Origin of the sequence: Shewanella submarina (genome assembly GCF_042646185.1) — a bacterium.
GTDB lineage: Bacteria > Pseudomonadota > Gammaproteobacteria > Enterobacterales > Shewanellaceae > Shewanella > Shewanella corallii.
The window spans coordinates 55,408-78,212 of the sequence record NZ_JBHRTD010000001.1 but is presented as its reverse complement, the minus strand read 5'-3'; the positions used below and the strand labels follow the sequence as shown (position 1 = coordinate 78,212).

The window sequence follows — 22,805 nt, the reverse complement described above, 5'->3', positions numbered from 1 at the left end:
GTGACAGACTTTATCGACCAAATAGCGGCGGCTGACGCCGCTATTTTTGATGCTCTTGGTGATTGGTTAACGGTAAATGATGTGACTCAAATTCGGGCTTTGCCTGAGATTGAAAACGTGGAGCAGCTACCAGGCTGGCAGCGTGAAATGCGCCTGCTGGTTACAGAGGCCGACTCGACCAAGCTGGCGGTCGGTGATTCTGCAAAATACCGTTATCGAAATTACACCATAGTCAGCGAGTCGCCGCCTCTTGACGGGCTTGTCACTCTGCAGCTGCAGAGCGAGGGGGCAAGATGACAACAAAATGCGAGCAGATTCTGGAGCAGTTCAAACTGCTTATCTCTGCTGAGGTCGGAGAGGCTGTCGAGGTTGTGCGCAACGCTATGCGCCCAGGTGTTACTGGCAGGCCAGTAATCAGCATCACCATGGGAGAGGCAACCCCGAAATCCAGCTCAGTCAATTTCTATGACTGGTCGGTGATTGTTAACTGCGAGGTGGCTCTGATGGGCAACCTCAAATCTCTTGATAACGACTTTCTCAACATCAGAAATCAAATCCAAAAAGCGCTAATGACTGACATTCAGATCGGTCTGCCGTTTGTCATTCAATGCCGCGCTGATTCAGTAACAGCGCCTGCCATTGTGGACGGTGATTACCCTTGCGCTGTAGTGACAGTCAGTTGGGTTGTGGACTACCGAGCCCAGGCGACGGAGGTATAAACCATGTTAGTTGCACGACAGGCAATCCTGTTAAAAATCGAAGATACATATCGGGACGATAAGACAGTACCAACACCAGGGACTGACGCGCTCCTGGTAAACACTATCGCCCTGACAAACGCCAATCAGCGAATGATTGAGCGCCCAGTGGTAAAGCCGACTCTAGACCCTTTGCAGCAAGTCTTTGGCGGCACCATGCAGCAAGTACAGTTCACTGTAGAGGTGAAGGGTTCGGGCACTGCAGGCACCGCACCAGAAATTGGTCAGGCTCTGCAGTGTTGCGGGTATGCCGAGAAGGTAAACGCCACCACCTCAGTTGAATATAGCGCCGTCAGCACCGACCACGCATCTTGCACAATTTACCTTTACCAGGACGGAGTTTTGCGAGTCCTCAGAGGTTGCCGTGGCACGGTGTCTTTCACCGCTAACACTGGTGAGCTGTTGATGGCTGACTTCACCTTTACCGGACACATCGACACGCCGAGCGATGCAAGCCCGTCAGGCCTGCAATATCACTCTACGGTGCCAAACGCGGTGATCGGCTTGGCTGGATTCAAGTTGAATGACGGAGCCGCCGACAAGGAGATCAATGTCGGCTCATTTACCGTTGATACCGCCAACAACATTGTGACTCCGGCAAACATCAAAGACCCCCAGGGATATGGCGAGGTATTGATTCAGACTCGGGATATCAATGGCAGCATTGACCCTGAGCTGATGGCACTCGCTACCAACGATTTTGCCGATGACTGGATGAAGGGCAAAACCTACAAGCTGAACAGCGGAGACATTGGTGGAACGGCTGGCAACAAAGTGTCATTTGCCCTGCCGAAAATCGCTATCCGTGATGTGGCACCCGCCGAGCGTGACGGCATGATTACCGAAACCGTGACATTCGGAGCCCATGAGGGCACCGGCGAAGATGCCAGCCCCCTGGTTATCACCTTTGCTTAATTTTATGCCCCTCTCATGAGGGGCTTTTTTTTGGAGTCAAAAATGACCGCACTATTTGAAACATTCACACCACCAGGCGAAATGGAAAGGCCAGAGGCAGAGCGCCGCAGCTATGAGATCAAGCCGCTTGCGAAAATGGACTTTATGCGATTTATGGCCAGTGGCAAAAAAGAGGGCGATGCCGCTATCGAGCTTGAGCTGAACACGGTACCCAAAGGCCTGACCGGCTGGTCAAATATCAACGATGCCGAGGGCAACCCCGTACCGTTCCAGGCAGAGCGTGAGCATATCTTTGACGCCATTCCGGTTGTCCACCTCCGGCTCATCTTCCAGAGAATCATCACGATCTCCGTATTAGCGGACGACCAGCAAAAAAACTAATTCTGACGGCTGAGGTACAGCTGGCCGGTTCGCAATTCAACTGCGAGGCCTGCGTCTTTGGCCGTCACTGTGACGATACAAACCCCTCCCCATACGCAAGGTGGAGCATACAGTCTGCCGTCAGGTTCGATGGCAAGCCCCTCAAATTGGACTTGTTCACCTGCCCTTTAAACATGGTCAGGCCTGAGTCCAGGCAGATGATTTCCCTCTATCCATTTTACAAAAAACAGGTACTGCCATTCTCTGGCGGAGTTCTGGAGCAGCCAGCCAATTATCTGGCGGCTATGGAGCTTCTGGAGTACCACCTGGAAACCAGGGAGGCAAAGAAATGACTACGCATGATACGCAGTTAACTATCAGCGCCAGGGACAACACCGCACAGTCATTTAAGAAGATATCCGGCAACCTGAATGATATTGGCAACGCTGCCGGAGGCATTGTCCCGCAGATTGGAATGGTACAGGGCGCATTCCAGTCTTTAAGCTCAATGATGGCTATGAATCCGCTTCTGGCAGTAGCAGGCGGAGCGGCAGCTGCTGCTGGGGCGCTTGGGAATCTCACCCATAGCGCATCCAATAGCATGAAAGAGACAGAGAACCTGGCGCGGATTGCCGGTGTCTCTTACCAGGAGTTTGAGCGCCTGGAGTATGCGACCTCATCCTATGGTGTTACTGCTGAAAAGCTATCCGACAACCTCAAAGACGTTAACGACCGATTAGGCCAGTTTGCCACTGATGGTACCGGCGCACTAAATGACGCATTCAATGCTGCAGGTGTTAATGCCGAGCAGATGAGGAAGAAGCTGGACGGGCTGGAAGGAGTCGAGGCTCTAAAGGTTATCAAAACGGAGCTGGACGCCGCAGGGGTATCTGCAGCGCAGCAAACCTTCGTGTTTGAGTCCCTGGCAAACGACCTCAGCGGTTGGGCTCCGCTCTTGGCAGAGAACGGCGCAGCATTGAGTGCCCTTGGTGACGAACACGACCGGCTGGCAGGCATTGTGTCTAACGATACCCTGGCAGCAAACAACGAGTATCAGGAATCACTAAAGCAGCTAAAAGCATCTGGTGAGGGACTGGCAAGGGACTTTTTCCCAATCCTCATCGAGGGCATGGGCGCGATAGCCGAGGCCGCACGATGGGTTTTGGGACTATGGAAAGCCCAAATCAAGGTGTTTGCCGATATCCGGCAGGCTATCACTGAGACTGGCGAGAAGATCGCAGAGTTTGTTGGTCAGTTTAGTTTCCTGCAGGAGACATTCGACTCTGTTACTGACGCTGGGGCTGACTTTCTGGCTTGGGGCAAGGATGTTATCGGCGTACAGGAGAAATCTGATACTGCATTCGGCAAGGCCAAAACTGCAGTGACTGATTACCTGTCAGAGCTATGGAAAGCAACGGGCATCGAGATTGAACCCGTAAAGGTCAAAGATACCGGCGACAGCGGCCAGCAGAACAACCTGCAGAAGTTATCAGAGGCTGAGAAAAAAGCCGCGAAGGAAAAGGAAGCCAGGGAAGCCGCAGAGAAGAAGGCGCGGGAAAAGAAAGCCGCCGAGGAGAAAAAGCTGGCTGATGCCAGGCTGAAAAACGCCAGGCAGGTATCGAATGAGATAGTGAAGCTGACCGGCTCAGAGACTGAGAAGATCTCCAATCAGTTTGAAGTGCAGCGCCAGAAATATCAGCAAATGCTGAACAACAAAACTTTGTCCAGGGAAGATTTCGACAAGGTTATGGTCGCGCTGAACGAAGCCGAACAGCAGAAAATAGCCGAGTTTAACTCCAAACAGGAGGAGGCAGCTCAGGCTCAGTTGGAGGCTGACGAAAAGACCAGGCGCGAGTCCTTATCCAGTTTCGAGAGAATGCTGGAAGATATGGAAGACTCGAAGGGCTCATACGATGACATGGTAGTCAACATGACCGAGCGCTTTACCGAGGGATTTGGGGACGCATTCTCTGACGCCATTATGGGCGCTGAGGATTTCTCGGACGCCATGGAAAACGTGGGCAAAGGGATGTTGTCTTCCCTGCTGTCTGCCCTGGGCGAATACCTGGCTCAAGAGATGATCATGATGTTGTTTTCATCTGAGAAAAAGAAGCAGGTGCAGGCTGAGGACGGCCAGACCCGAATCAGTGACTCTATCGCCCGATCCAATGAAATCGCCATGAAATCCTATGATGCAATGGCCGATATTCCAGTAGTCGGTCCGATCCTTGGTGCGGCAGCTGCTGCAGCATCCTGGGCATTCTCTTTGCCAATTATCTCCAGCATTAAATCAGCCCTTGGCGGTGCCGCGCACGGTGGCCTTGGCTATGTGCCGCAGGAATCAACTTATCTCCTCCAACGTGGTGAGCGGGTACTGTCACCAAACCAAAACGCTGACCTGACCAGTTACCTGGCTAATGGTGGCGGCGGCATGAATATCACCATTAATGGCGGCAACGCCTCACCAGAAGCCATTGCCAGGGCAGTTGGTAGAGCATTGTCAAAGCGTAACAAGTCAGTGGACAGCGCTGTTGCCAGAGCCTCACAGCGAGGCATGAGAAACAAGGGGGTCGCCTATGCCTGATATGATGCCTGATTATGGCTGGCAAGCCGTCACTGTCGTTTCAAACTTTGGCACCCTCACTGGTGAGGGTCGCAACTTGAAGCGGTACCGGCGCTCAGTCAATGCTCACAGGTGGCAACTAGAGTTCACGACTCCGCCACTGAACGATGAGCAGACCAGGGAGTTTTTTGGGTTCCTGCAGGGATTAAAAGGCTCCCTCAATTCCTTCTATTACATCCATCCAAGGTACTCCAAGCCTAATGGCCGGATAGCCTCATCTAACACTGCAAAGCTGAACAAAAAGGCAGACGCTGGCGCGAAGCTGATAAACATCGCCACCACACTCCCCTTGTCAGAGGACTATTACAAGATTGGCGACCCAATCCAGTTTGTTGGTGACAGTCGGGTTTACACGGTGATTAGCGTATCTAAAACAGATGCCAGTGGAGTTGGTGATATTGGCATATCTCCTCCCCTTTCAAGAGATCTGACAGCTACCACGCCAATCAGAACGGAAGATATCAAATTCCTGCTGATGCTGGAGGATGACGAGATCGCCATGGAAATGGAGGGCGGGGACGGCTTTTACACGGAATACACAGTATCGGCTATCGAGGATCTATTATGATAAAAGCTCCTGCCGAAGCATTAGAAGCGCTCAAATCTGGGCGCTTTTTTTATGCCAATCTCTACACGCTGAATCTTGGGGATGCTTATGGCACAGGGACTGACTTTGTGCTGTATATGACCGATGCCGGTCACAGCGTTAAGCACCTCGGCATCACCTATCAGAATAATAAAGGCCTGCTCCAGGTTGATGGCATTGCCAGGAAGATGGAAGCAGGCAGCGATAAGATTGATTTCAAATTCTCCGCTACTGAAAAAGGGATTGTTGATGCAGTAAATACCCGCGCTTACATGGCTAAGGCTCAGAAGATTGAGCGGGTATTGCTGGATGACAACTCAAAAATCATTGCCAACTGGGCGATGCCAATCAGAACGGCCTGGGCAATCTCTCATGAGATTAGCAGTGACAGGGAAAATCCAGAGGTCACGCTCACAGCTGACACAGCAAACGGCAACCTGAACGAAACCAACTCCTGGTTAACCTCTCCAGAGTCGCACCAGGCGCGATACCCTGGCGACAAAATCATGAACGAGGCCGACCAGGCGCGGAAAGCCCAGGGCAAGCAGGCGGAATATACCGGCGTATCGGCTAAAGAGACTGTGCCGCCAGATGCCGTGTCAGTGGTATATGGCAAGGCTGAGGTGGAACTCCTGCCGCTCATCCGGTTTAAGTGGCGAACGAAGAAAGGCCTTATCAGCAAAACCAAGCACTACCACACAGCCATTGCTGCTGTTGTCTGTGCTGGCGAGATTGAGTCAGTCGATATCAAGTCCATCAAGATTGGCGATGAGATTGGCGGAGTCCAATGGAATCGAATGGTTGGAAAGCATACCGGCCTGACCGGCGCAATCCGCTATTACGACCAAACCAATCAGGACTTAGCCTCCGACCCTATGCTGGCAGCATGGCGGCAGTATATGCCAGGTGACCAGTTCGAGAAGTTGAAGGGGATGTATGGTCATGGGCTGACAATCGTCTTTTTGAAATTCTCCAATCGTGACGGCTACAAGGACGATGCCATCAATATCACTGTGCCGGTGAAGGGCATTAAGTGCTTAGACCCAAGAATTGAGGCGAAGCGCTACACCACTAACCCTGCAATCCAGCTGAGTGATTACCTGGAAAACAAACTCTATGGCGCTGGCGTTATGGGGATCAAGGTTAACGGCCAGTCAATCAAGGATGCCGCCAATCACTTTGATAAGACCAGGGAAACACAGTTTGCCCCTAACAAACTGCTGGAAACCAAGTTTGTTGTGGATACCGGCGAAGCACTCCAGGACAACATAAAAACCTTTATGGACTCCGCTTTCATGTTCACCAGCGATTACTACGGTGACCTGATGCTCAGAGTGGAGAAGCCATCCACGCCGGTAATGGATATCAGCGCGGAGGATTGCGAGGACACGCCGGAGATTACCGCTGTCGAGTTGGGCGACAGGGTAAACATGCAGTTTGTCACCATTGACCAGTATGTGCCTGACCCGAAGGACAACACGAAACAGATCTCTGTTTCTGTTGATGTGGCATATCCATCACTGACCATTCCGGCAGAAAAGGCTATCCATGAGCGGTGGAAGAAAGAGGACGGCGGACGCAACCTACAGGCCAGTGAATCTGCCGACCAGGTAATGAATACCAATCACGCCAAATACATTGCTGCAGTGTTGGCGAGAAAGTCCCGATTTCTGGATGAAATCAAACTCACTGTATCGCCTATCGGTTGGGTTTTAGAGCCTGGTGATGTAATCCGGTACACGGACGAAATCGCAGGGCAGACAAACCGGCACCTCTGGATCAATGCGGTATCAGAAACAGATGAGGGCGCTATCGACATTGAGGCAGTTGCCCACTATGACGAGACATACTCCCCTGACCTGGCTGAAATCCCAGACCCCGAGCCGCCAGCGACTAACCCTGATATGCAGCCCATATCAGAGCCGCGCAACCTGAAAGCAACCCTTGCCACTGATGAGTTTTACCAGGGCACTATCACCTGGGATGAGCCAGCAATCGGTGCTGATAGAGTTGCACAGTATTTTGTGGCAATTGACCATGAGTTTATCAATGAGGGCGGCTCTGCTGACTCAGAAACCGTGCTGACTTTCAGCAACGTTAAAGCTGAGGAAGTGAGGTTCGACAAATTGGAGGCGGGGAAGAAATACAGAGCCTCTGTCATTCCATACGCCTCTGATGGTTCACCAGGTGCAACTGCATCAGTTGAGTTTAATGTCGGATTGCCACAGCCCCCTGACATACTGGAAGTGGAGACAGGCTCTACCACATTGGTGATTCGCCCCAGGTTCACGAAGCAACCACCGGCAAGTTACAAGGACATTAGGTTTAAGTTCTGGATCAGCTCACCAGGTTATCAGCCGTCAGAGCTGCTATCACTGGCAGCGCCTCCTGGTGCAAAGGAGTTGGGGATCGGGCATCAGATGCCAGTGGATAACCTACTGCCGGAAAAAACCTATACGGTTTACGCAGCCACGGTTACACCATGGGGGGAGTCAGAGAGATACAGCCAGGCATCAGCCACAACCAAGTCAGCCGCCGATATTTGGACTGGCGCTGTCAGCTCCGACAACGGCATGGGTTGGGTACGGAGTCCGACCGGCTCCTGGTTGCCAAATACCAAGCCAATCAACCTGACTGCAGAGTTTACCAAGCCATCAGAATCCGCTCCTAAAAAAGCGGCTGTTAGGGTGACTCTGGACACAACCAACCAGAACTTTACCGCAAGCCTGGTATCTGCTGACACAGGGGTAACAGTGAAGATTTCCCCGCCTGGGGCGACCACATTTACCACAGTCGAGTTTATCCACGAAAGCGGAACCAGAATCGCGCAAACAATCTCCCTGGTACTGTCAGGCACAGCTGGCCGACCAGGTGATCCAGGTGAAGATGGTAAAAACGGTAAAACCATTCGGGTTGCCTATACCAAGTCGAAAACCAAACCATTGAAGCCAACCGGCACGGTTTACCCTCCATCGGGTTGGTTTGCAGATCCGCCTGCAATATCCAGAGGTGAGTTTGTCTGGAGTTCTTACACCACGGCAGACAAAGCCACAGGAACGCCGGTCGATGACAGTTGGACAAGTCCGGCTCAGATGACGGGCGAAATTGGTGATGATGGAACACCAGGCACACCAGGAAAAGATGGCTCACCAGGGAAAGATGGTCGGGACGGTAAAACCATTCGCGGCGTTTATAAGGTCGCAGCCTATGCGCCTGCAAAGCCAATTGGCTCGACTATTCCGCCATCGGGTTGGCTGCTGGCCGTCCCCAAGTCAGTCCCCCCTGGTCAGCATGTTTTCGCCTCATATACCTGGGCAGAAAACGAGACAACCTCCAAAGGCTCGGGAGTCTGGACTCAACCAGGACAACTGTCCGGCAGTGATGGCAACAATGGCAAGGACGGGGCGAACGGTGAGCGGGGAACCAAGCACCTCAACATCCAAGCTGAGACTGCCAGCGGCTGGTCTGACTCCTTAGCAAACAGCGAGTTTGACAAGAACTACAAGGGCAAAGTCCAGTGGGACAGCATGACCCAATACTCCAAGTCACGAAAGTGGTCTATCACTAAGGCGTGGATGGGTAACGCATGGATTGCTCAGGAGGCTGTGCTGGATGGAAACCTCCTGGTGCATGGCACTGTTACTGGAACACACATCCAGGGCAAGACCATCACAGGTGGCAATATTGCCGGTTCGACCATCACAGGTGCCAACGTTGTTGCCGGAACCCTGACGGGTACGCATATCAATGCAGCATCCCATATCAAAGTGGGCTCACACCCTGCAGTGGCTTACCTATCTGGATCGCATGGAACGCATAGGATATGGGCAGGTCATGACGATCCAAGGTATGCAAAGTTTGCGGTTGATAAATACGGCAACATCAATATCGCTGGCTCGGGCACCATTGGGGAAAACATCACAGTAAATGGCACGGTGAAGGCTAATAAGATTATTGGCGATATCGTGTCCTCCAAGGTGATTACAACCAAGGCATTCGATAACCAGTCAGGCACTATCGAGGTGATGCGAGTATCGGTCACCAACGCGATGGGGAAGCCCGTATCCATCACTTTCTCTGAGTATGTTTGCTCTGCCTCTCCAGGCTCCGATAGGGAGGAGAGAATGCAGGTCATATTCACCCTGCAAAGGAAGCTATCAGGCCAATCTGATTCGTCATTCGTGAATGTGGATTACTACAACCACATCGGTAGAACAGGCGATAGACGAGATTGGTATGACACCATCAGGTGCCATGCCTTTACTGACAGCCTGAGTGCATCCAATGCGAAATATGACTACCGAATCCTGGTAAGGCGATTCTCAGGAAACGTGACCCTAGCCGACAGATCCAAAGTGACTGGCGTATCTGGTACCCAGCGAGTCATAGGACAGATATTCCGCCAAGGCTCCGCATGGAGCTAACGACAAGCCCCCGCCTGGGGGCTTTTTTTATGGGAGTAGTTATGATCGAGAATATCCCCTCAATTACATTCACTATCCGCCGAGGCGATACATACACCTCACCCAAATACACCTTTTTTAACGAAGAAATCCCCCCTGGAATCACACAAGAAGAATTAGACAAAGGCATTGCTGAGGGGATTTACACCTATCGAAACTGGAATGATTACCAGGTCGATGCTGATGTGTTTATGGGTGATGTGCTGGTATTCACGCTGACTGATTACATGAAAATCTCAGAAGCTGGCCGCTATCTATATTTCCAAATGTCAGCTGATGAAACCAAAGAGATTGCAGGCAAATTTGCTGCCCTTCCAGCAGCCGCGATTTATGACCTGCAGGCCTGCCACATGACAGACCAAACCGTTTACACACTATGGCGCGGTGAGTTCAAGGTGATAGCGGATATCACTCAGAGGGACGTTTGTGGAGGCGCGACAGCATGACAATCTTATCGCAAGCCACGGTCACACAGTACGGTGGCAAAACCATGTCCCTGGTAGAGACTGGTGCAAAGTCCCTGGTGATTTATGCCTCTAACCTGCAGGCGCGTGATCCTTGGCTAGAGCTTGCCAAAAAACATGCTGATGATGCTGGCGCGGCAGTGGCAAAAGCTGAGAAAGCTGCAGGTGACGCTGCAGCAGAAGTGCCAAAGGCAGCAGCCGAGGCAGACCGAGCAACCACAGAGGCATCAAAAGCCGAAACTGCCAGGCAAGGTGCCGAAACTGCCCGACAAGGCGCAGAGCATGCAGAAGACGGTGCAGAGACTGCAGAGGTAACTGCAGGGCGGCACAAGACGGACGCCAACGCCGCAAAGACTGCAGCGGAGACAGCAAAATCTCAAGCTGAGACAGCCAAGAAACTGGCGGATGATGCCGCAGCCAGGGCAGAAAAAGCAGCTGGCTCTATCGTTGACCCGTTTGTGGATATGGGCGACTGGATGCCGAGCTTAGGCTATCCAACCAAGCCCAGCCACTCTGCCCTGTGGAATTGCACAGAAAGGCATGAGCTGCCGCAGTATGGCGCATTAGCCGGAACGATTTGGGAGCCTGGGGATACTCTCAGATATTCCAGAAAGACCGGCAACTTTTCCAGACTGACTGGTGACCCAGTTGGCGGCGGCGAACCAGGGGAAACGACATTCCCTGATGATATTGTGCTACTTCCAGAAAAAGCGCTCCGCTTCAAAAAGACAGCTGACGACCCGAATCCTATGTATGCCGTAGGGTTAGACCATGACAATGATCTCCTCTATGGTGACTGGCAATTAACCAGGCAACTTGGCTTTCTCTGCCAGAATATAGACAACATCTATGCAGTGGAGGAGCTGGACGAGAATGGCAATGCTCCACCAGGGAAAAAGCACCAGGTACTGACAAGCAAAAGCGGCCTGTCAAAAACAGCCACTGCAGTGCAAGAAATCCTGTCCCCTCTCCGCATCAAGTCTCAATACCTGGACGTTCAGCACGTTCGATTCTGGGACGATAAAGGCCGGATTGGATTCAACAAGGATTATGGCGCATACATCCAGACTAAAAACGGTCATACGCTATATGTCGGTGGAGTTGGGGACGATGCCCCACGCTGGGGACTAAAGAAAATCTTTCACCAAGGTTTTTTGCCAAGCGCCGCAGATGTTGGTGCAGCTCCTAAGACCCACAGCCACACCTGGAGCCAGATATCCGGCGCACCGGAAACCGCTACCAGGTGGCCTAAGTTTACTGAGGTCACACAGGTACCAGAATCAGCAAAAAGGTGGCCTAAGTGGGGAGAGGTAGCGGACAAGCCAGGCACCATGCCGCCGTCAGCGCATACTCACTCAATCGCCAATGTAACTGACCTACAAACCCAACTCTATTATGCGCAGGGTTTGAACGTGGGAGCCTCCAGTGTCGATCCGAACACCACCGCCGACCATGTGATTTTATCCAATCACGCTCACAGCCCAGGCGGTGGAAAATACTGGCATATCACGACCACGTTTTACTCCTCAAAAACAGGCACCGCAAACCGCGCTCAGATTGCCCTGGAATACAACCCCAGCGGATCAAACTGTCGTATGTACTGCCGAAGCTATTACACTTCAACCGGCTGGACAGCATGGGCAATGGTTTACACGTCCAGGCAAAAGCCAACGGCGGCAGATGTTGGCGCAGCGCCGAAAGCACACAAGCATCCCTGGGGAGATATTGATGGAAAGCCATCAACGGCGACCAGGTGGCCGAGCTGGGGAGAGGTAACAGGCAAACCTGGAACTATGCCGCCCAGTAGCCACACTCACCCCTGGTCACAGGTAACGGGACAACCGGCAACGGCTACCAGGTGGCCGACAGCGGCAGAAGCAGGCGCATTGCCAAGTAACTCTGGAGCCCGTCACTGGCATGATAGCGGCGGTCATGTAAGGACTTCTTTGTGGTGCCGATCTGCGCACGGATTTTTGCCGGAGGGAAATGGTAAAAGCTCTGTCGGCACCCCTGGCTGGGCGTTTGCGGGCGCATATATCAATAAAATTTATTTTGGGTCTACAACTGGATACGGATACGTCAAGAACGGGCAAAAAAATACTGTCCAATTGGGGAATTCAAGTGGCTATGTAGATATTGGCTCCCAAAATACATCGTATACGCACTATTGGAGTTCAAGAGGGCACCATTATTTTTATGGCCAGGTAACATCCCAGGGCAACGTTTCGGCCTACTCTGACCGCAGGATTAAAACCAACATCGAGCGGATACCGGACGCCCTGGATAAAGTCTGCCAGTTAAGCGGCTACACGTTTGACAGGACGGACACAGAGGAGCCAATGAGGCAAACTGGCGTCATTGCTCAGGAGGTTTTGGAAGTATTGCCAGAGGCTGTGACAGGCGGCGCAACGGAAGATGATCCAGAAGGAAAATATCAGGTCGCCTATGGCAACCTGGTTGGATTGTTAATCGAAGCGATCAAGGAGCTGCGTGACGAAGTGGAGGTGTTGAAAAATGGCTCTACCAAGTAGCGGGAAGATAACCGCCGCAATGATAAACAAGGAACTGGGGCGCGCTGAAAACGCGCCTTTTTCTTTGAATGGAGCCGCCGAGAGGGCGCTGGCCGGTAAGCCTACCGGCGCAATCTCATTTGCGGACTTTCATGGTAAAAGCTCGATGCCGTCATGGGTTATCAATGTTGGTCTTTATGAAACGACTGGCACATTTGGCACTCAGAATGTCGGGTTTTCCAATACCACCGTGCTTAAATATGGCTCTATTAATCCGACATACCTTACCCACAAGGGTAAGAAGTTGAACTGGGCATATTTCCATTCAGTTAAATCAAATAATGGTTATGCGTTCTTGTTCCAGGTGAAGTCGGTTATCCCTTACCCACCGCCTCAAGTAACAGTCACTATTGATGGAAAGCACAAAGCTATTCTTAAAAAGTGGAGTTACACACAATATCGGGTTGCTGGAAATAAGACTGTCCACGATTATATTTTGTCAAAGAAAGGGCAAAACATAACGATGGCAATCGAAGGCTTTGACCCATAGCAAAAAGCCCCAAGGATGGGGCTTTCTCTTAAAACGGCCAGTAAATTCCAAATTCATCGCACTTTTCCCGCCTCCATGCTTTGGCAAGTTCCAGAGCCTCCTCAAACGTCCTCTTTTTGCCCACAGCCCACTCCTTTTGCATGTGCTGCCCCTCTTTACCTGTGCCAACGCTGGCGCGGACAGAAGGGTGATATCCCTTTCTATCTCGCAGGTAGATACCGACAGGAAGCTCAGGATCTGACTTTCTAGCCGTATTCTCTACATAGCACTTTTGCAGGGTGGCCGGATCTTGATAAGGCTCACGACCTACCAGGGCACAGAGTTTGTCCCTGTGTTCCTTTGCAGCTTCCAGCTGGTTTTTCTTAAAGTGCCGCTGTTTGGTATCAGGTACGCGAACCCTAATACCATTCGACTCAATAGAGAGATAGTATCCATGCTCTCTGATCTTCTTTGGCTGGTACAACATACATCCCCACCCTATTCCCAGGCATAGAAAAGCCCTCTGGTAGAGGGCTCTGTTTTAGAGCTGACTAACTTTTCTGTTCGGCAGTCTCTAACTTTGCAAGGACACTGATTAGATTTCTTGCAGTCTCTGTGTCGTTCTTATCCAGGGCGGCGATGATTTGAGTTCTCAGTATCTCCAGCTCCTTCCCGTTGGCGGTCAAAGTCTTATTGGCGACCGTCTGGCGGATTGCCTCATCCTCTGCAATCCTGGCTACTCTTTTAGCCTCTCTTTCTGCTTTGATTTTTTCCGCCTTTTCCTTGTACTTTTTCTTGATGCTCTTAACGGCGTCAGTCATAGCAAATACCAGGAAACGAAGGGCATAAACTAGTATCAAAATTACAATGCAGGCAGCAAACCCCATTTTAACCATTCGGGATCTAATCTCGCTTTTGGCGTGTGCTTGGCTATCCCTCATCGTTTGGGTTAGCGTATTTTGAAAGTCGGTAATATCAAATTTAACGCCGTTATATTCAACCGTGAAGCTGTCCAGGTTTTCGACTTTATTCAATATGGAGTATTCGCCCACAAGCTCCCCGTTAATCACCACATCACCGTTATGCCCTTTTGCAAACACCCACGCAGAGCCACACTCAGGCTCTAATCTAAGTTTGTTTTTGGGCACCATACAGCCACCGTGTAAAACCAGCTCCTGACCATCAATCTCCCAGGAGGTAAATCCGGCGTATGAGTCCATCGTCTGCTCTGACGCCTGAGTGGTAAACGATGCCACCAAGACCAGCAATAGAGGAATAAAATATCTCATCAGTCGTCACCATCATCGTTCATTTCTGAAAACTCATCTTGACCAAAAACCTCGGATTCATCGTAAGTTTCCAGACCATCATCATAATCGCACATCTTCTATCACCTTTAATTTGAGAAGCATCCGAGCCGCCAACCTGAACCGAACCTGTACCGATATAAATATCTGCTAATTCAGCTCTTATAAGTAAATCCTTCGCTGTGAACTAAAAATTACAGTAGTTTCAATACTTTTCAGCTATCAATACCACACCGCAATATAACCAAAAAGCATGATCAAATTGATACATTTGTCCTTCCATTGTTCATGTGTGACCAGTGTCACCTTTTCAGCTTTAAACGCATTTACAGAATATGGACAATAACTACGCACAATTTTCTAAGCTCACATAGGACATAAACAATGCTAGACCCTAGTTACTTGCGAGACTCCCAAGCATCAGTATTTGCTCAAGAGGCAGATAAAAAAGCCTGGGCGGCACTACTCTCTGAATTTGTCACCTCTGTTGATGGCAGAAGGCAAAACGCAGCAATGGCTAGAATAGAGCCTGACAAAATAGCTGATATGATCCTCATGCTGAACGGTGAGCTTAATAAGCGCGGCCTATCAATGGATGGCATAAAACAACGCAGAACAGCTATCGCAAACATCAAGAATCGAATTCGGACGGAACTCCAAATGGAGCCGTCCGATTTTGTATCTGCCTGTCTAAAACTCGGATGATTTACCGTTAACAGAACAACAAAGGCCAGCCATTAGCTGGCCTTACTTTTAACTCGCATCAAGCACTATCACCGACCCAGTACGGCGAAATTTCGCGCTAAACCCTACAGAACGATGTAGCAGATTTCACTAGCAATCCCGATTTATGTGACAGAAATCACCTACAATCAGGATTACTAATTTACAGATTGGTTAACAAACCTTGTCCATTAGGTGGCCTACAAATGCCATTGCAGCCGAACGATCCATATAGCCAAAGTGGGCACCGCTGCTGATGAATGAGCCATCAACATAGGTTTGCAGGCATGGGACGTAATACTTGCCCATGGCGTCCGTTCCATCAGCGATAAAGACTCTGTGCAATGGATAGATGCCCTTTGACAAAAGCACCGACATTTCACTCGCAAATTCTTCTGGCGTTACAAACTCAGCTTGGATTTTCATACTGCTATACCTCTTTGATTCCCTATTAACCTGTAACCGTTGCGATATTCGACAAGCAGCCCATTAGCCGCCATTTCAGAAAGCAGTGCGCGCACATCCTCTCTGCGAATCCCTTTGAAATTTTCTGCAATCCCTCTAAAGCTCGGCTTGGTATCTCCTTTGATAATTGAGTCCCTGACCAGATCCAGATTTGCGTTTACCTGGATGTTGTTTGTCATGTTCTCAATGTGTAGACCGGCCTTTGCTTCTTTCACTCTCGCGTGTGGGGCAAACGATGCGCAGCAGGCGACAATCAGCTCACACAGAACGGAGACAATCATGGATATCTCGAAGCTGTGCTTTGTCATTGGTGACTCAGGAGCTGCCGCTGGCAGTGACGCCATTAACTCAGTGATGCGCTTTTCAGTCTCGCTTGCCCTGGTGATCTGCCCTGCCCTGGATTGCTTGTCAGACAGAGACACCAGTCTTTCAATCTGAGAGTTAACTTGCTGGTACTGCGCAGATTGAGTTTTTGCTGTGTTCACGCCCGACTGAATGGCAGTCACGCTGGCAAACACACTCACACTGGAAATGCACAGAGCCACAAACCCAAAAGCGATTGCTTTGAAGCTGTCACCAGTGCGCGCTGCAGACACCGAGGCATGGAAAAGGACTGGCTTTACCAACTCGAATGAAACAGCTGCGAGTCCATAAGCCAGCATGACCACACTGAACACGGTGAAGGACACATACGCACTTATGACACTGATGAAAATCGCTACTGATATGCAGACGATCCTCATAGCTTTACACCGAAAAGTCGCGCCTGATGCCGCTCTGTGGGTGACAGCTTGCTCCAATTTTCTGAGAGGACTTTTCGGCAAAAATCATCCACGCTTCCACGGTGCAACTGAGAGAGGGCTTTTGAATACGGAGTGCCAGATTTGATGACCGGCTCCTTTATGCGCCTGCCATTAACAGTAAATACCTTGGCACCTTGCTTGATAGCGTTTACCAGGGAAGAACGGGCAACCTTTGAGCCAACCTTTCTGGTTGCGGCCTTTAGGTTGTCAATCGTAAACCCCAAAGCACCTACCACGATGGTGTAGATGTTTCTGAAATAGCTTTGACCGTTAACGTGTTCTTTTGAAGTGATTATGTAGCCCTTGCTTTCAAGCGATTTGCGGTGCTTTCGGGCTGTATCTTCTGTGAGGCCGGAGATCTTGCAGATAGTCTCCATGCTCGGGAATGCTGTCCACTTGCCGTTTTCCTGCTTTCTGGAATGGGTGGCGATGATCATCATCACCACGCGCTCTGCACAGTTAAGTTGGCTGTCCAGTACGATTTGACGTAGCAGGTTGTCAGAGTGTTTGAGCTGCATTGTGTAGTCCCCCTAATTGGGGCGGCCAGAGCCGCAAAAGATTGATTTGGTGCCCAAATCACCTGCGGCAAAACACACCAAATCAAGAGCGCTGTGCTCTTTGACTCTGGCCTACACAGCGCCCAATTGGAAGCTGTAGGAAGTGTGACGAATGTCTCGCCATACTTTGAATTCGTCAGGTGACTTGATTGGTTGTTGCTGGGGTCTTTAGTCCCAACGGGGCGAATGATATGCGCGGTTCTGTGAGACTGTCAACAGTGAGGAGAAAAAAATCAGATTGGCTGGCGAAGCCCACAATCTATGGTTTCTTTTTTCTTTATAGGGATAAATTTATTTATTCCGTTAGATATTCACGGATCAATCCGGCACTAGGATTTTGGGGGGTTGAATACCCGAATAAAACTGTACTACCATCCAATCAGAACAGCGGATTGATCTCAGAGCTTAAAACCAGTGATCACCACTTCCAAAAGTTGTTCGATAAGCACAATAACCTGGATGAAAAAATCAATCGACTGGAACAACACCCTGCCGAGTTCTCGCAGGAGCTGCACACTATGAAGCAGGAAAAGCTGGCATTGAAAGATGAGCTGTTCAAAATCCTGCAGAAGCACGATAAGTAATAAAAATATCAAATCGACATATGCAAAGGGCACCATTCGGTGCCCTTCTACTTTTCTACTTTCTGAATATCAGTATCAGTTAAGGCTGCAGTGCCTTGGTCAGTGAATCTGCTGACTCATAGTATTGGATATCAACCATTTTCAGACCATCCAGCTTGATGACGGCCGCTTTGTCTTCCTGTGAAGGCAGTGCAGCAGTTGCCTGACCTTCGCGGTCCAGTGCAATGGCAAATGGCAGCTTTTGCAACTGTGGAATAGCCACAAACTTGGCGATCAGGCCTGGCATGCCGCTGATATCTGCCACATACACAAGATCAGCCGGGATCTTGTCGCCCATGGATTCCAGACTTTCCTGGATGATTTCACCACCTTTCATGTCACGGCTGAACAACAGAGTCCGGGTTTCTGCAGTCACCTGCTGCAGCTGCTCATTTTGATCCTGCAGTTCAAAAGCAGGAATGCTCTGTCCCTGGGTCAGAGTCGCAGCATTGGCTGCCATGGCGCACATCATGCCCATTGCCAGAATTAGTTTTTTCATGATTTCGCCTCCCGGGCGTAGGTTATTTTTTCTGTCCCAGACCACTGTATTGCGGTTGGCTGAAGCCAAGCTTATCCAAAACCTCTGAGCGACTCACCAGGCTGATACAGTAAGCTGATCTTGCTCACATTTAATAAAACCAACTGAGTGTTCATGTCAGCAGCTGCGGCCCACTCACAATGGATGCACTCTGCTCAATAAATGGTTAGAGTGTCTCGGCAGGCGCCCAATGAAGAGAAGGATGACAAAATGGATCAGGCCGGTCTGGACAAAGAGCTGGAGCAACTTCAGCAGGTTTACCAAATGGTGACTGAGTTTCTGGTGAACTACAGTTTCCAGTTAATCGGAGCGGCATTTATTTTTCTGCTGGGCCTTTGGGTGGCAGCCAAGATAAGTAACCTGATTAAACGGAAATTTGAAACCCACCAGATCGACCAGACTCTGGGAAACTTTGTGTCCAATCTGGTACGTGTTCTTATCATCATCATGGCGGGTATTATCGCCCTGGGTAAGCTGGGGATCAGTATTACGCCCATGGTCGCCGCCATAGGTGCCGCCTCTTTAGGGGCCGGTCTGGCAATTCAGGGCATGCTTTCCAATTATGCCGCTGGAGTCACCATAATCGTCACCCGCCCCTTTGTTATCGGCGATACCATTGAGGTTAAAGGCGTTACAGGCGTCGTGGAAGATATCCACCTGGGCTTTACTGAGCTCTCAAATGAAGATGGTGAGAAAATTACTATCCCGAACAAGCATATCGTTGGAGAGATTCTGCATAACTCCGCCGAGTGCAAACTGGTTGAAACCCGCTTTACCGTCAGTTATCAAACCGATGCCGACCAACTGACATCACTTATCCATGGCCTGCTCAGCGACGCTCCTCAGGTCGCCACCGACAGGGGAATTCAGGTAGGCATTAATGATTTCAACCCCATGGGAATGGAGATAGGCGTGCGTTATCTGGTCCCGACTGCCACTTATCACAGAGACAAGTATGAAACCAATATGATGCTTCATCGACAGCTCAAGCAGGCCAATATTGAAATGGCCTGTCCGCTGCGGGAAATTCATGTGCCACCGGGCACTCACCCACTGTGATTAACCCGGTGTTGACCGAGAATCATATCGACGTGAGGAATACCATCTTCCAGGTATTCCTCTGAAGCGTTCTCAAATCCCAGCCCTGAGTAGAACTTATTAAGATAAAGCTGAGCACCAATCTGAATACCGGCTTCTGGCCACAGGGTTTGAGCATGCTCAACCGCCTTTTGCATCAGCTCCTGCGCCAGCCCTTTGCCTCTGGCATCTTCCACCACCAGCACCCGCCCGATACTCGCCTGAGGATAGCTTAATCCGGGAGGCAAAATACGCACATAGGCCATCAGCTTGCCGGTTTGATCATGACACCAGAAGTGCTTCACCTCAGGGTGTCGGTCTTTGTTATCCAACTCGCTGTAGGCACAGGCCTGCTCAGTCACAAACACATCCACCCGGGCCTTCAGGATGTCATAGAGTTCATCCAGGCTGAGTTCGTTAAAGGGTTTTAGGCACCAGTTCATATCGTTGATTCTCTTCAGGATCTATTTTTGTACTGAATTTACTGCAATGTGCCAGAAAACCGAAGATACCAGGAGCCCATTAATGGCATAACTCCAATAGCCGGTTTCTATCAACCCCACTGGCAAACCAGAATTAAGTTGCAAAACAAACTGCCAAAATACTCCAATACTTACCCCTGAACCTAAGTAAATCGACCAGTGCCTGATCCCCAAGCAAGAAAAAACCAGTGCACAGGTAGACCTACCGATATAACGATCAAATAAGCAGTGCCAACAAAGCCAAACACAAACATGAAGATAATAAAAATAGCGCCAGGAATCTGAGACATCGAGTTTTGCGCCGTTCCATGAGCAGCACCCAACAAATGCTCAATAAAAAGAATGGCGACAAAAACCAGAGTTATCCAGGGAGCGATTAGTACTGCTTTTATCGTTTGCTTTGCGTTCATAAACTCACTGGCGTTGGAGGCATTAGCCTGGAAGCAGTGCCACGCCGGCAAAGTAAGGATGGAGCCAAACAGCCGCCACCATAATCACCAGGCTGATAACCGCTCCCCTTATTTCCCTTACCCAGGAACCAACATCAGGTTTAACCCAGTCGCCATCGCGGCGGTTGATTAACAGCATTTGCACCAGCGCCCAGGCACCAAGGCCACCAAACAACACCAGTGAGCGACTTTCGCCATTAGACAACATGTGCGCCACCGCCCACACCACAACAGACATCAACATGGGATGACGGATAAGACGTTTGATCCGGGTGGGATACATAGACGCGCCAAACAGAATAAAGGCCACCAGCATCAGGCTCATGGTGGCGTGGCGCATTCCCATGCCTGCCACATAGAGATATTCCACTGGGGTGTGTCGCCAGCCATAAACAATCAGCCCCAGCGAAATTAAAATCGACAGGCTGAACAAACCTTTATAGCGCCCAACACTGCTAGCCAACTGCGCTGCGCGCCAATTGGGGGCCAGCGATGGCAACAGATGGGTCAATGACCAAAGCAGCACACCCAGTATCAAATAAAGCATTCAACTCTCCTTGTAAAAGCAGCCTCAAATGAGGCTGCAGATTATTATCAAACCATCAATACGATACTTACTAGAGATGAGTTTGCAGGAACTTCAAATAAGCCTCTGAAGCAGTAATGCGGTTCACTTTTTTGGTAAAGCCATGGCCTTCATCCTCAAACAGCACGTACTCTACCGGCACGCCATTTTCACGCACTTTCTCTACCAACTCATCACTTTCAACCTGTAATACTCTGGGGTCGTTGGCGCCCTGAATCACCATCAGAGGTTTAGTGATATTGGTTGCGTGGAACAGTGGCGAAATTGCGCGGTGTCGCTCGCCATCGGTAGCAGGGTCACCCATCTCATCGTACAGAGCCTTTCTGAAGGATTCCCACCAGGGTGGAATTGAGTTCAGGGTGCGAACCCAGTTGGTCACCCCAAAGATATCGATTCCCACTTTGAAGGTTTCCGGCTCAAATGCCAATGCAGCCGCCGTCATATAGCCGCCATAGCTGCCGCCCATGATACCGATACGCTCATCATCAACCCAGTCCAGGCCTTGCAGATAGGCTTTACCCCACACCATATCCTGCAGGTCGCCTTCGCCGTGTTGCTTGTCATCCAAATGGAAGAAGGTTTTACCATAGCCGGAGCTGCCACGATTATTAATGGCAAAAATACCATAGCCCTGATTAACCAGATGCTGAATAGTTGGGTTGTAGCCGCTGCGGCTCTGACCGCCCGGACCACCATGTACCCATATCATCACAGGGGCAGGATTGTCAGCGGACGCTTGCTTGGGTTTATACAGCAGCCCCGGGATCTCCAGCCCGTCAAAGCTCTTGAAACGGACCACCTCACTGGGTACCAGATGAGCAGTATCCATTGCCGGATTCAATGCCTCTGTCAGCTTTCTGGCCTCAGGCGCTCCCAGAGTCCAGACATAAAGGTTTGATGGAGAGGTATCTGAGTTCAAATAAAACGCCATTTGAGTTTCGTCATCTGAGAAACGTACCGCGCGAATATCTCCGGCAGGTAAAGGCGGCAGTGCCAACGGCTTACCGGTTTTGGTATCAAGAATAGAGACCTTGCTGGAAGCATCAGCATTCACACCGGACACCTGATAGCGACCTGAGTCAGAGAAGCGAATAAAGGTAACATCCCAGTCATCGGCCAATACCTGTGAGTGTTTACCTGTGGGCATGTCGTATTGCCAGATCTGGCTGAACTCGCCTTTGGCATCGGTGCCGTAATACAGGCTGCGACCATCAACAGAAAAACCTTCCACCATATAGTTGGCAGGCTCAGTGTGTTCACTGATTAACTCAGGTTCGCCACGCTTGCGCAGATCGAGAATATAAACATCACTGTCACGATTGCTGTGGGTTTTCCCCAGCGCAACAAAATGCCCTTTTGGCCCGACATCGCCTACTTCGTATCCGGCATTGTTGGTGAACACCAATTTGCTGGAATAGTCTTTACTGTCGTAACGATAAAGGTCGTTGAACCTGGGGTCCCTTTCATTACTTGTCACAAAGAAGGCGCTGCCATCTTTGGTGAAACCGCGAAAACTGGCTCTGGTCTCATCACCAGGAGTCAAATCTTTAACAGTGCCATCCTGCTCCAGTACGTAAACGTGATATCTCTCATTACCGCCGCTGTCTTTGGTAAACAGTACACGTTTATCCTTTGGAAACCAGGACACGGGATAGCTGGTGTCCGGGGAGTCTGTAAGTTGAGTCTTGTTGCCGGTTTTGACATCCATGCTGTAGACATTGAACACACCGGATTCATCGGAGCCCATCAGAATGGATTCACCATCATGGGAGAATCCAGAGCCAAAATATGAGGTGGTTTCATAAAACGCTTTGGCATCGTAGTTTTGATGCTGAGTTTTAACGTTATTTGCCTGGTTTTGAGTATCGCTGCCTCCCGAACTACCCGCGCATCCGCCGAGCAGAGCTGCAAACACCAATGCAGAAATCCCTGTTGTTATTACCTGTTTCATCCAGCTTCCCCTAAATGATCTATTGGTCAATGTCCT

General features: G+C 50.3%; 24 protein-coding genes. 14 read left to right on the top strand and 10 right to left on the bottom strand.

Features of this window, described 5'->3' with window-relative positions:
• From ACFOE0_RS00320 to ACFOE0_RS00270, 11 genes are all read left to right on the top strand, one after another.
• A complete protein-coding gene (locus ACFOE0_RS00320) occupies positions 1-297 on the top strand; it encodes a hypothetical protein (RefSeq protein ID WP_248936438.1) in 297 nt (98 codons plus the stop codon).
• Positions 294-719: a hypothetical protein gene (locus ACFOE0_RS00315; RefSeq protein WP_248936437.1), complete on the top strand. Its 426-nt coding sequence runs from the start codon at positions 294-296 to the stop codon at positions 717-719. Before ACFOE0_RS00320 ends, ACFOE0_RS00315 begins: the two co-directional genes overlap by 4 nt.
• Before the next feature lie 3 nt (positions 720-722).
• Positions 723-1,673, top strand: coding sequence for a phage tail tube protein (locus tag ACFOE0_RS00310; protein WP_248936436.1), 951 nt, complete (start codon positions 723-725; stop codon positions 1,671-1,673).
• A 42-nt stretch (positions 1,674-1,715) separates the two neighbouring features.
• Positions 1,716-2,054, top strand: a complete 339-nt coding sequence (locus ACFOE0_RS00305) for a hypothetical protein (RefSeq protein ID WP_248936435.1) — start codon at positions 1,716-1,718, stop codon at positions 2,052-2,054.
• A 197-nt stretch (positions 2,055-2,251) separates the two neighbouring features.
• Positions 2,252-2,386 (top strand): hypothetical protein, encoded by a 135-nt coding sequence (locus ACFOE0_RS00300; protein WP_283106472.1) that lies wholly within the window; start codon positions 2,252-2,254, stop codon positions 2,384-2,386.
• Complete coding sequence (locus ACFOE0_RS00295; RefSeq protein ID WP_248936434.1) at positions 2,383-4,617, top strand: hypothetical protein; 2,235 nt, start codon at positions 2,383-2,385, stop codon at positions 4,615-4,617. Before ACFOE0_RS00300 ends, ACFOE0_RS00295 begins: the two co-directional genes overlap by 4 nt.
• Positions 4,610-5,224, top strand: a complete 615-nt coding sequence (locus tag ACFOE0_RS00290) for a hypothetical protein (RefSeq protein ID WP_248936433.1) — start codon at positions 4,610-4,612, stop codon at positions 5,222-5,224. The genes ACFOE0_RS00295 and ACFOE0_RS00290 overlap by 8 nt, the downstream gene beginning before the upstream one ends.
• Entirely contained in the window at positions 5,221-9,666 is a 4,446-nt protein-coding gene (locus ACFOE0_RS00285; protein WP_248936432.1) for a DUF3672 domain-containing protein, read from the top strand. Before ACFOE0_RS00290 ends, ACFOE0_RS00285 begins: the two co-directional genes overlap by 4 nt.
• Positions 9,667-9,707: 41 nt before the next feature.
• Entirely contained in the window at positions 9,708-10,151 is a 444-nt protein-coding gene (locus tag ACFOE0_RS00280) for a hypothetical protein (protein ID WP_248936431.1), read from the top strand.
• The gene (locus ACFOE0_RS00275) at positions 10,148-12,700 is read left to right on the top strand and encodes a pyocin knob domain-containing S74 family peptidase (protein WP_248936430.1); all 2,553 of its coding nucleotides are present in this window, start codon (positions 10,148-10,150) and stop codon (positions 12,698-12,700) included. Before ACFOE0_RS00280 ends, ACFOE0_RS00275 begins: the two co-directional genes overlap by 4 nt.
• Complete coding sequence (locus ACFOE0_RS00270; protein WP_248936429.1) at positions 12,684-13,229, top strand: hypothetical protein; 546 nt, start codon at positions 12,684-12,686, stop codon at positions 13,227-13,229. The genes ACFOE0_RS00275 and ACFOE0_RS00270 overlap by 17 nt, the downstream gene beginning before the upstream one ends.
• 28 nt (positions 13,230-13,257) lie before the next feature.
• Here ACFOE0_RS00270 and ACFOE0_RS00265 read toward each other — a convergent pair whose 3' ends face one another.
• Together ACFOE0_RS00265 and ACFOE0_RS00260 are read right to left on the bottom strand one after the other, a co-directional pair.
• Complete coding sequence (locus ACFOE0_RS00265; RefSeq protein ID WP_248936428.1) at positions 13,258-13,695, bottom strand: hypothetical protein; 438 nt, start codon at positions 13,693-13,695, stop codon at positions 13,258-13,260.
• A gap of 64 nt (positions 13,696-13,759) precedes the next feature.
• Positions 13,760-14,497 (bottom strand): hypothetical protein, encoded by a 738-nt coding sequence (locus ACFOE0_RS00260; RefSeq protein WP_248936427.1) that lies wholly within the window; start codon positions 14,495-14,497, stop codon positions 13,760-13,762.
• A 402-nt stretch (positions 14,498-14,899) separates the two neighbouring features.
• Between ACFOE0_RS00260 and ACFOE0_RS00255 the strand changes: the two genes are divergently transcribed.
• Positions 14,900-15,220 (top strand): hypothetical protein, encoded by a 321-nt coding sequence (locus ACFOE0_RS00255; protein WP_248936426.1) that lies wholly within the window; start codon positions 14,900-14,902, stop codon positions 15,218-15,220.
• Positions 15,221-15,412: 192 nt separating this feature from the next.
• Here ACFOE0_RS00255 and ACFOE0_RS00250 read toward each other — a convergent pair whose 3' ends face one another.
• From ACFOE0_RS00250 to ACFOE0_RS00240, 3 genes are read right to left on the bottom strand one after another with little or no spacing between them, the layout of a single operon-like run.
• A complete protein-coding gene (locus ACFOE0_RS00250; protein WP_248936425.1) occupies positions 15,413-15,664 on the bottom strand; it encodes a hypothetical protein in 252 nt (83 codons plus the stop codon).
• Complete coding sequence (locus ACFOE0_RS00245; protein ID WP_248936424.1) at positions 15,661-16,392, bottom strand: hypothetical protein; 732 nt, start codon at positions 16,390-16,392, stop codon at positions 15,661-15,663. Before ACFOE0_RS00245 ends, ACFOE0_RS00250 begins: the two co-directional genes overlap by 4 nt.
• Before the next feature lie 50 nt (positions 16,393-16,442).
• Positions 16,443-17,024, bottom strand: a complete 582-nt coding sequence (locus ACFOE0_RS00240; RefSeq protein WP_248936423.1) for a helix-turn-helix domain-containing protein — start codon at positions 17,022-17,024, stop codon at positions 16,443-16,445.
• A 431-nt stretch (positions 17,025-17,455) separates the two neighbouring features.
• Here ACFOE0_RS00240 and ACFOE0_RS00235 point away from each other — a divergent pair, with 431 nt between their 5' ends.
• On the top strand, positions 17,456-17,647 hold the full coding sequence (locus ACFOE0_RS00235; protein ID WP_248936422.1) for a YdcH family protein: 192 nt from the start codon (positions 17,456-17,458) through the stop codon (positions 17,645-17,647).
• 79 nt (positions 17,648-17,726) lie between these two features.
• Here the strand turns inward: ACFOE0_RS00235 and ACFOE0_RS00230 are convergent, their stop codons facing one another.
• A complete protein-coding gene (locus ACFOE0_RS00230; protein ID WP_248936421.1) occupies positions 17,727-18,185 on the bottom strand; it encodes a hypothetical protein in 459 nt (152 codons plus the stop codon).
• A 249-nt stretch (positions 18,186-18,434) separates the two neighbouring features.
• Here ACFOE0_RS00230 and ACFOE0_RS00225 point away from each other — a divergent pair, with 249 nt between their 5' ends.
• Entirely contained in the window at positions 18,435-19,283 is an 849-nt protein-coding gene (locus ACFOE0_RS00225; RefSeq protein WP_248936420.1) for a mechanosensitive ion channel family protein, read from the top strand.
• Here the strand turns inward: ACFOE0_RS00225 and ACFOE0_RS00220 are convergent.
• From ACFOE0_RS00220 to ACFOE0_RS00205, 4 genes are all read right to left on the bottom strand, one after another.
• Complete coding sequence (locus ACFOE0_RS00220) at positions 19,271-19,744, bottom strand: GNAT family N-acetyltransferase (protein ID WP_248936419.1); 474 nt, start codon at positions 19,742-19,744, stop codon at positions 19,271-19,273. The genes ACFOE0_RS00225 and ACFOE0_RS00220 overlap by 13 nt on opposite strands.
• A gap of 182 nt (positions 19,745-19,926) precedes the next feature.
• Positions 19,927-20,193 carry a hypothetical protein gene (locus tag ACFOE0_RS00215; RefSeq protein WP_248936418.1) on the bottom strand — a complete coding sequence of 89 codons (267 nt, stop codon included), beginning with the start codon at positions 20,191-20,193 and terminating at the stop codon, positions 19,927-19,929.
• Between the two features lie 22 nt (positions 20,194-20,215).
• Positions 20,216-20,779 (bottom strand): NnrU family protein, encoded by a 564-nt coding sequence (locus tag ACFOE0_RS00210; RefSeq protein WP_248936417.1) that lies wholly within the window; start codon positions 20,777-20,779, stop codon positions 20,216-20,218.
• A gap of 70 nt (positions 20,780-20,849) precedes the next feature.
• Positions 20,850-22,769 (bottom strand): S9 family peptidase, encoded by a 1,920-nt coding sequence (locus tag ACFOE0_RS00205; RefSeq protein ID WP_248936416.1) that lies wholly within the window; start codon positions 22,767-22,769, stop codon positions 20,850-20,852.
• Between the last annotated feature and the right edge of the window lie 36 nt (positions 22,770-22,805).

Excerpts from the sequence above, each read along its gene's own strand:
- ACFOE0_RS00315 (WP_248936437.1), top strand. The coding sequence starts at position 294 with ATGACAACAAAATGCGAGCAGATTCTGGAGCAGTTCAAACTGCTTATC.
- ACFOE0_RS00310 (WP_248936436.1), top strand. The coding sequence starts at position 723 with ATGTTAGTTGCACGACAGGCAATCCTGTTAAAAATCGAAGATACATAT.
- ACFOE0_RS00305 (WP_248936435.1), top strand. The coding sequence starts at position 1,716 with ATGACCGCACTATTTGAAACATTCACACCACCAGGCGAAATGGAAAGG.
- ACFOE0_RS00300 (WP_283106472.1), top strand. The coding sequence starts at position 2,252 with ATGATTTCCCTCTATCCATTTTACAAAAAACAGGTACTGCCATTCTCT.
- ACFOE0_RS00295 (WP_248936434.1), top strand. The coding sequence starts at position 2,383 with ATGACTACGCATGATACGCAGTTAACTATCAGCGCCAGGGACAACACC.
- ACFOE0_RS00290 (WP_248936433.1), top strand. The coding sequence starts at position 4,610 with ATGCCTGATATGATGCCTGATTATGGCTGGCAAGCCGTCACTGTCGTT.
- ACFOE0_RS00285 (WP_248936432.1), top strand. The coding sequence starts at position 5,221 with ATGATAAAAGCTCCTGCCGAAGCATTAGAAGCGCTCAAATCTGGGCGC.
- ACFOE0_RS00280 (WP_248936431.1), top strand. The coding sequence starts at position 9,708 with ATGATCGAGAATATCCCCTCAATTACATTCACTATCCGCCGAGGCGAT.
- ACFOE0_RS00275 (WP_248936430.1), top strand. The coding sequence starts at position 10,148 with ATGACAATCTTATCGCAAGCCACGGTCACACAGTACGGTGGCAAAACC.
- ACFOE0_RS00270 (WP_248936429.1), top strand. The coding sequence starts at position 12,684 with ATGGCTCTACCAAGTAGCGGGAAGATAACCGCCGCAATGATAAACAAG.
- ACFOE0_RS00265 (WP_248936428.1), bottom strand. The coding sequence starts at position 13,695 with ATGTTGTACCAGCCAAAGAAGATCAGAGAGCATGGATACTATCTCTCT.
- ACFOE0_RS00260 (WP_248936427.1), bottom strand. The coding sequence starts at position 14,497 with ATGAGATATTTTATTCCTCTATTGCTGGTCTTGGTGGCATCGTTTACC.
- ACFOE0_RS00255 (WP_248936426.1), top strand. The coding sequence starts at position 14,900 with ATGCTAGACCCTAGTTACTTGCGAGACTCCCAAGCATCAGTATTTGCT.
- ACFOE0_RS00250 (WP_248936425.1), bottom strand. The coding sequence starts at position 15,664 with ATGAAAATCCAAGCTGAGTTTGTAACGCCAGAAGAATTTGCGAGTGAA.
- ACFOE0_RS00240 (WP_248936423.1), bottom strand. The coding sequence starts at position 17,024 with ATGCAGCTCAAACACTCTGACAACCTGCTACGTCAAATCGTACTGGAC.
- ACFOE0_RS00230 (WP_248936421.1), bottom strand. The coding sequence starts at position 18,185 with ATGAAAAAACTAATTCTGGCAATGGGCATGATGTGCGCCATGGCAGCC.
- ACFOE0_RS00225 (WP_248936420.1), top strand. The coding sequence starts at position 18,435 with ATGGATCAGGCCGGTCTGGACAAAGAGCTGGAGCAACTTCAGCAGGTT.
- ACFOE0_RS00220 (WP_248936419.1), bottom strand. The coding sequence starts at position 19,744 with ATGAACTGGTGCCTAAAACCCTTTAACGAACTCAGCCTGGATGAACTC.
- ACFOE0_RS00215 (WP_248936418.1), bottom strand. The coding sequence starts at position 20,193 with ATGAACGCAAAGCAAACGATAAAAGCAGTACTAATCGCTCCCTGGATA.
- ACFOE0_RS00210 (WP_248936417.1), bottom strand. The coding sequence starts at position 20,779 with ATGCTTTATTTGATACTGGGTGTGCTGCTTTGGTCATTGACCCATCTG.
- ACFOE0_RS00205 (WP_248936416.1), bottom strand. The coding sequence starts at position 22,769 with ATGAAACAGGTAATAACAACAGGGATTTCTGCATTGGTGTTTGCAGCT.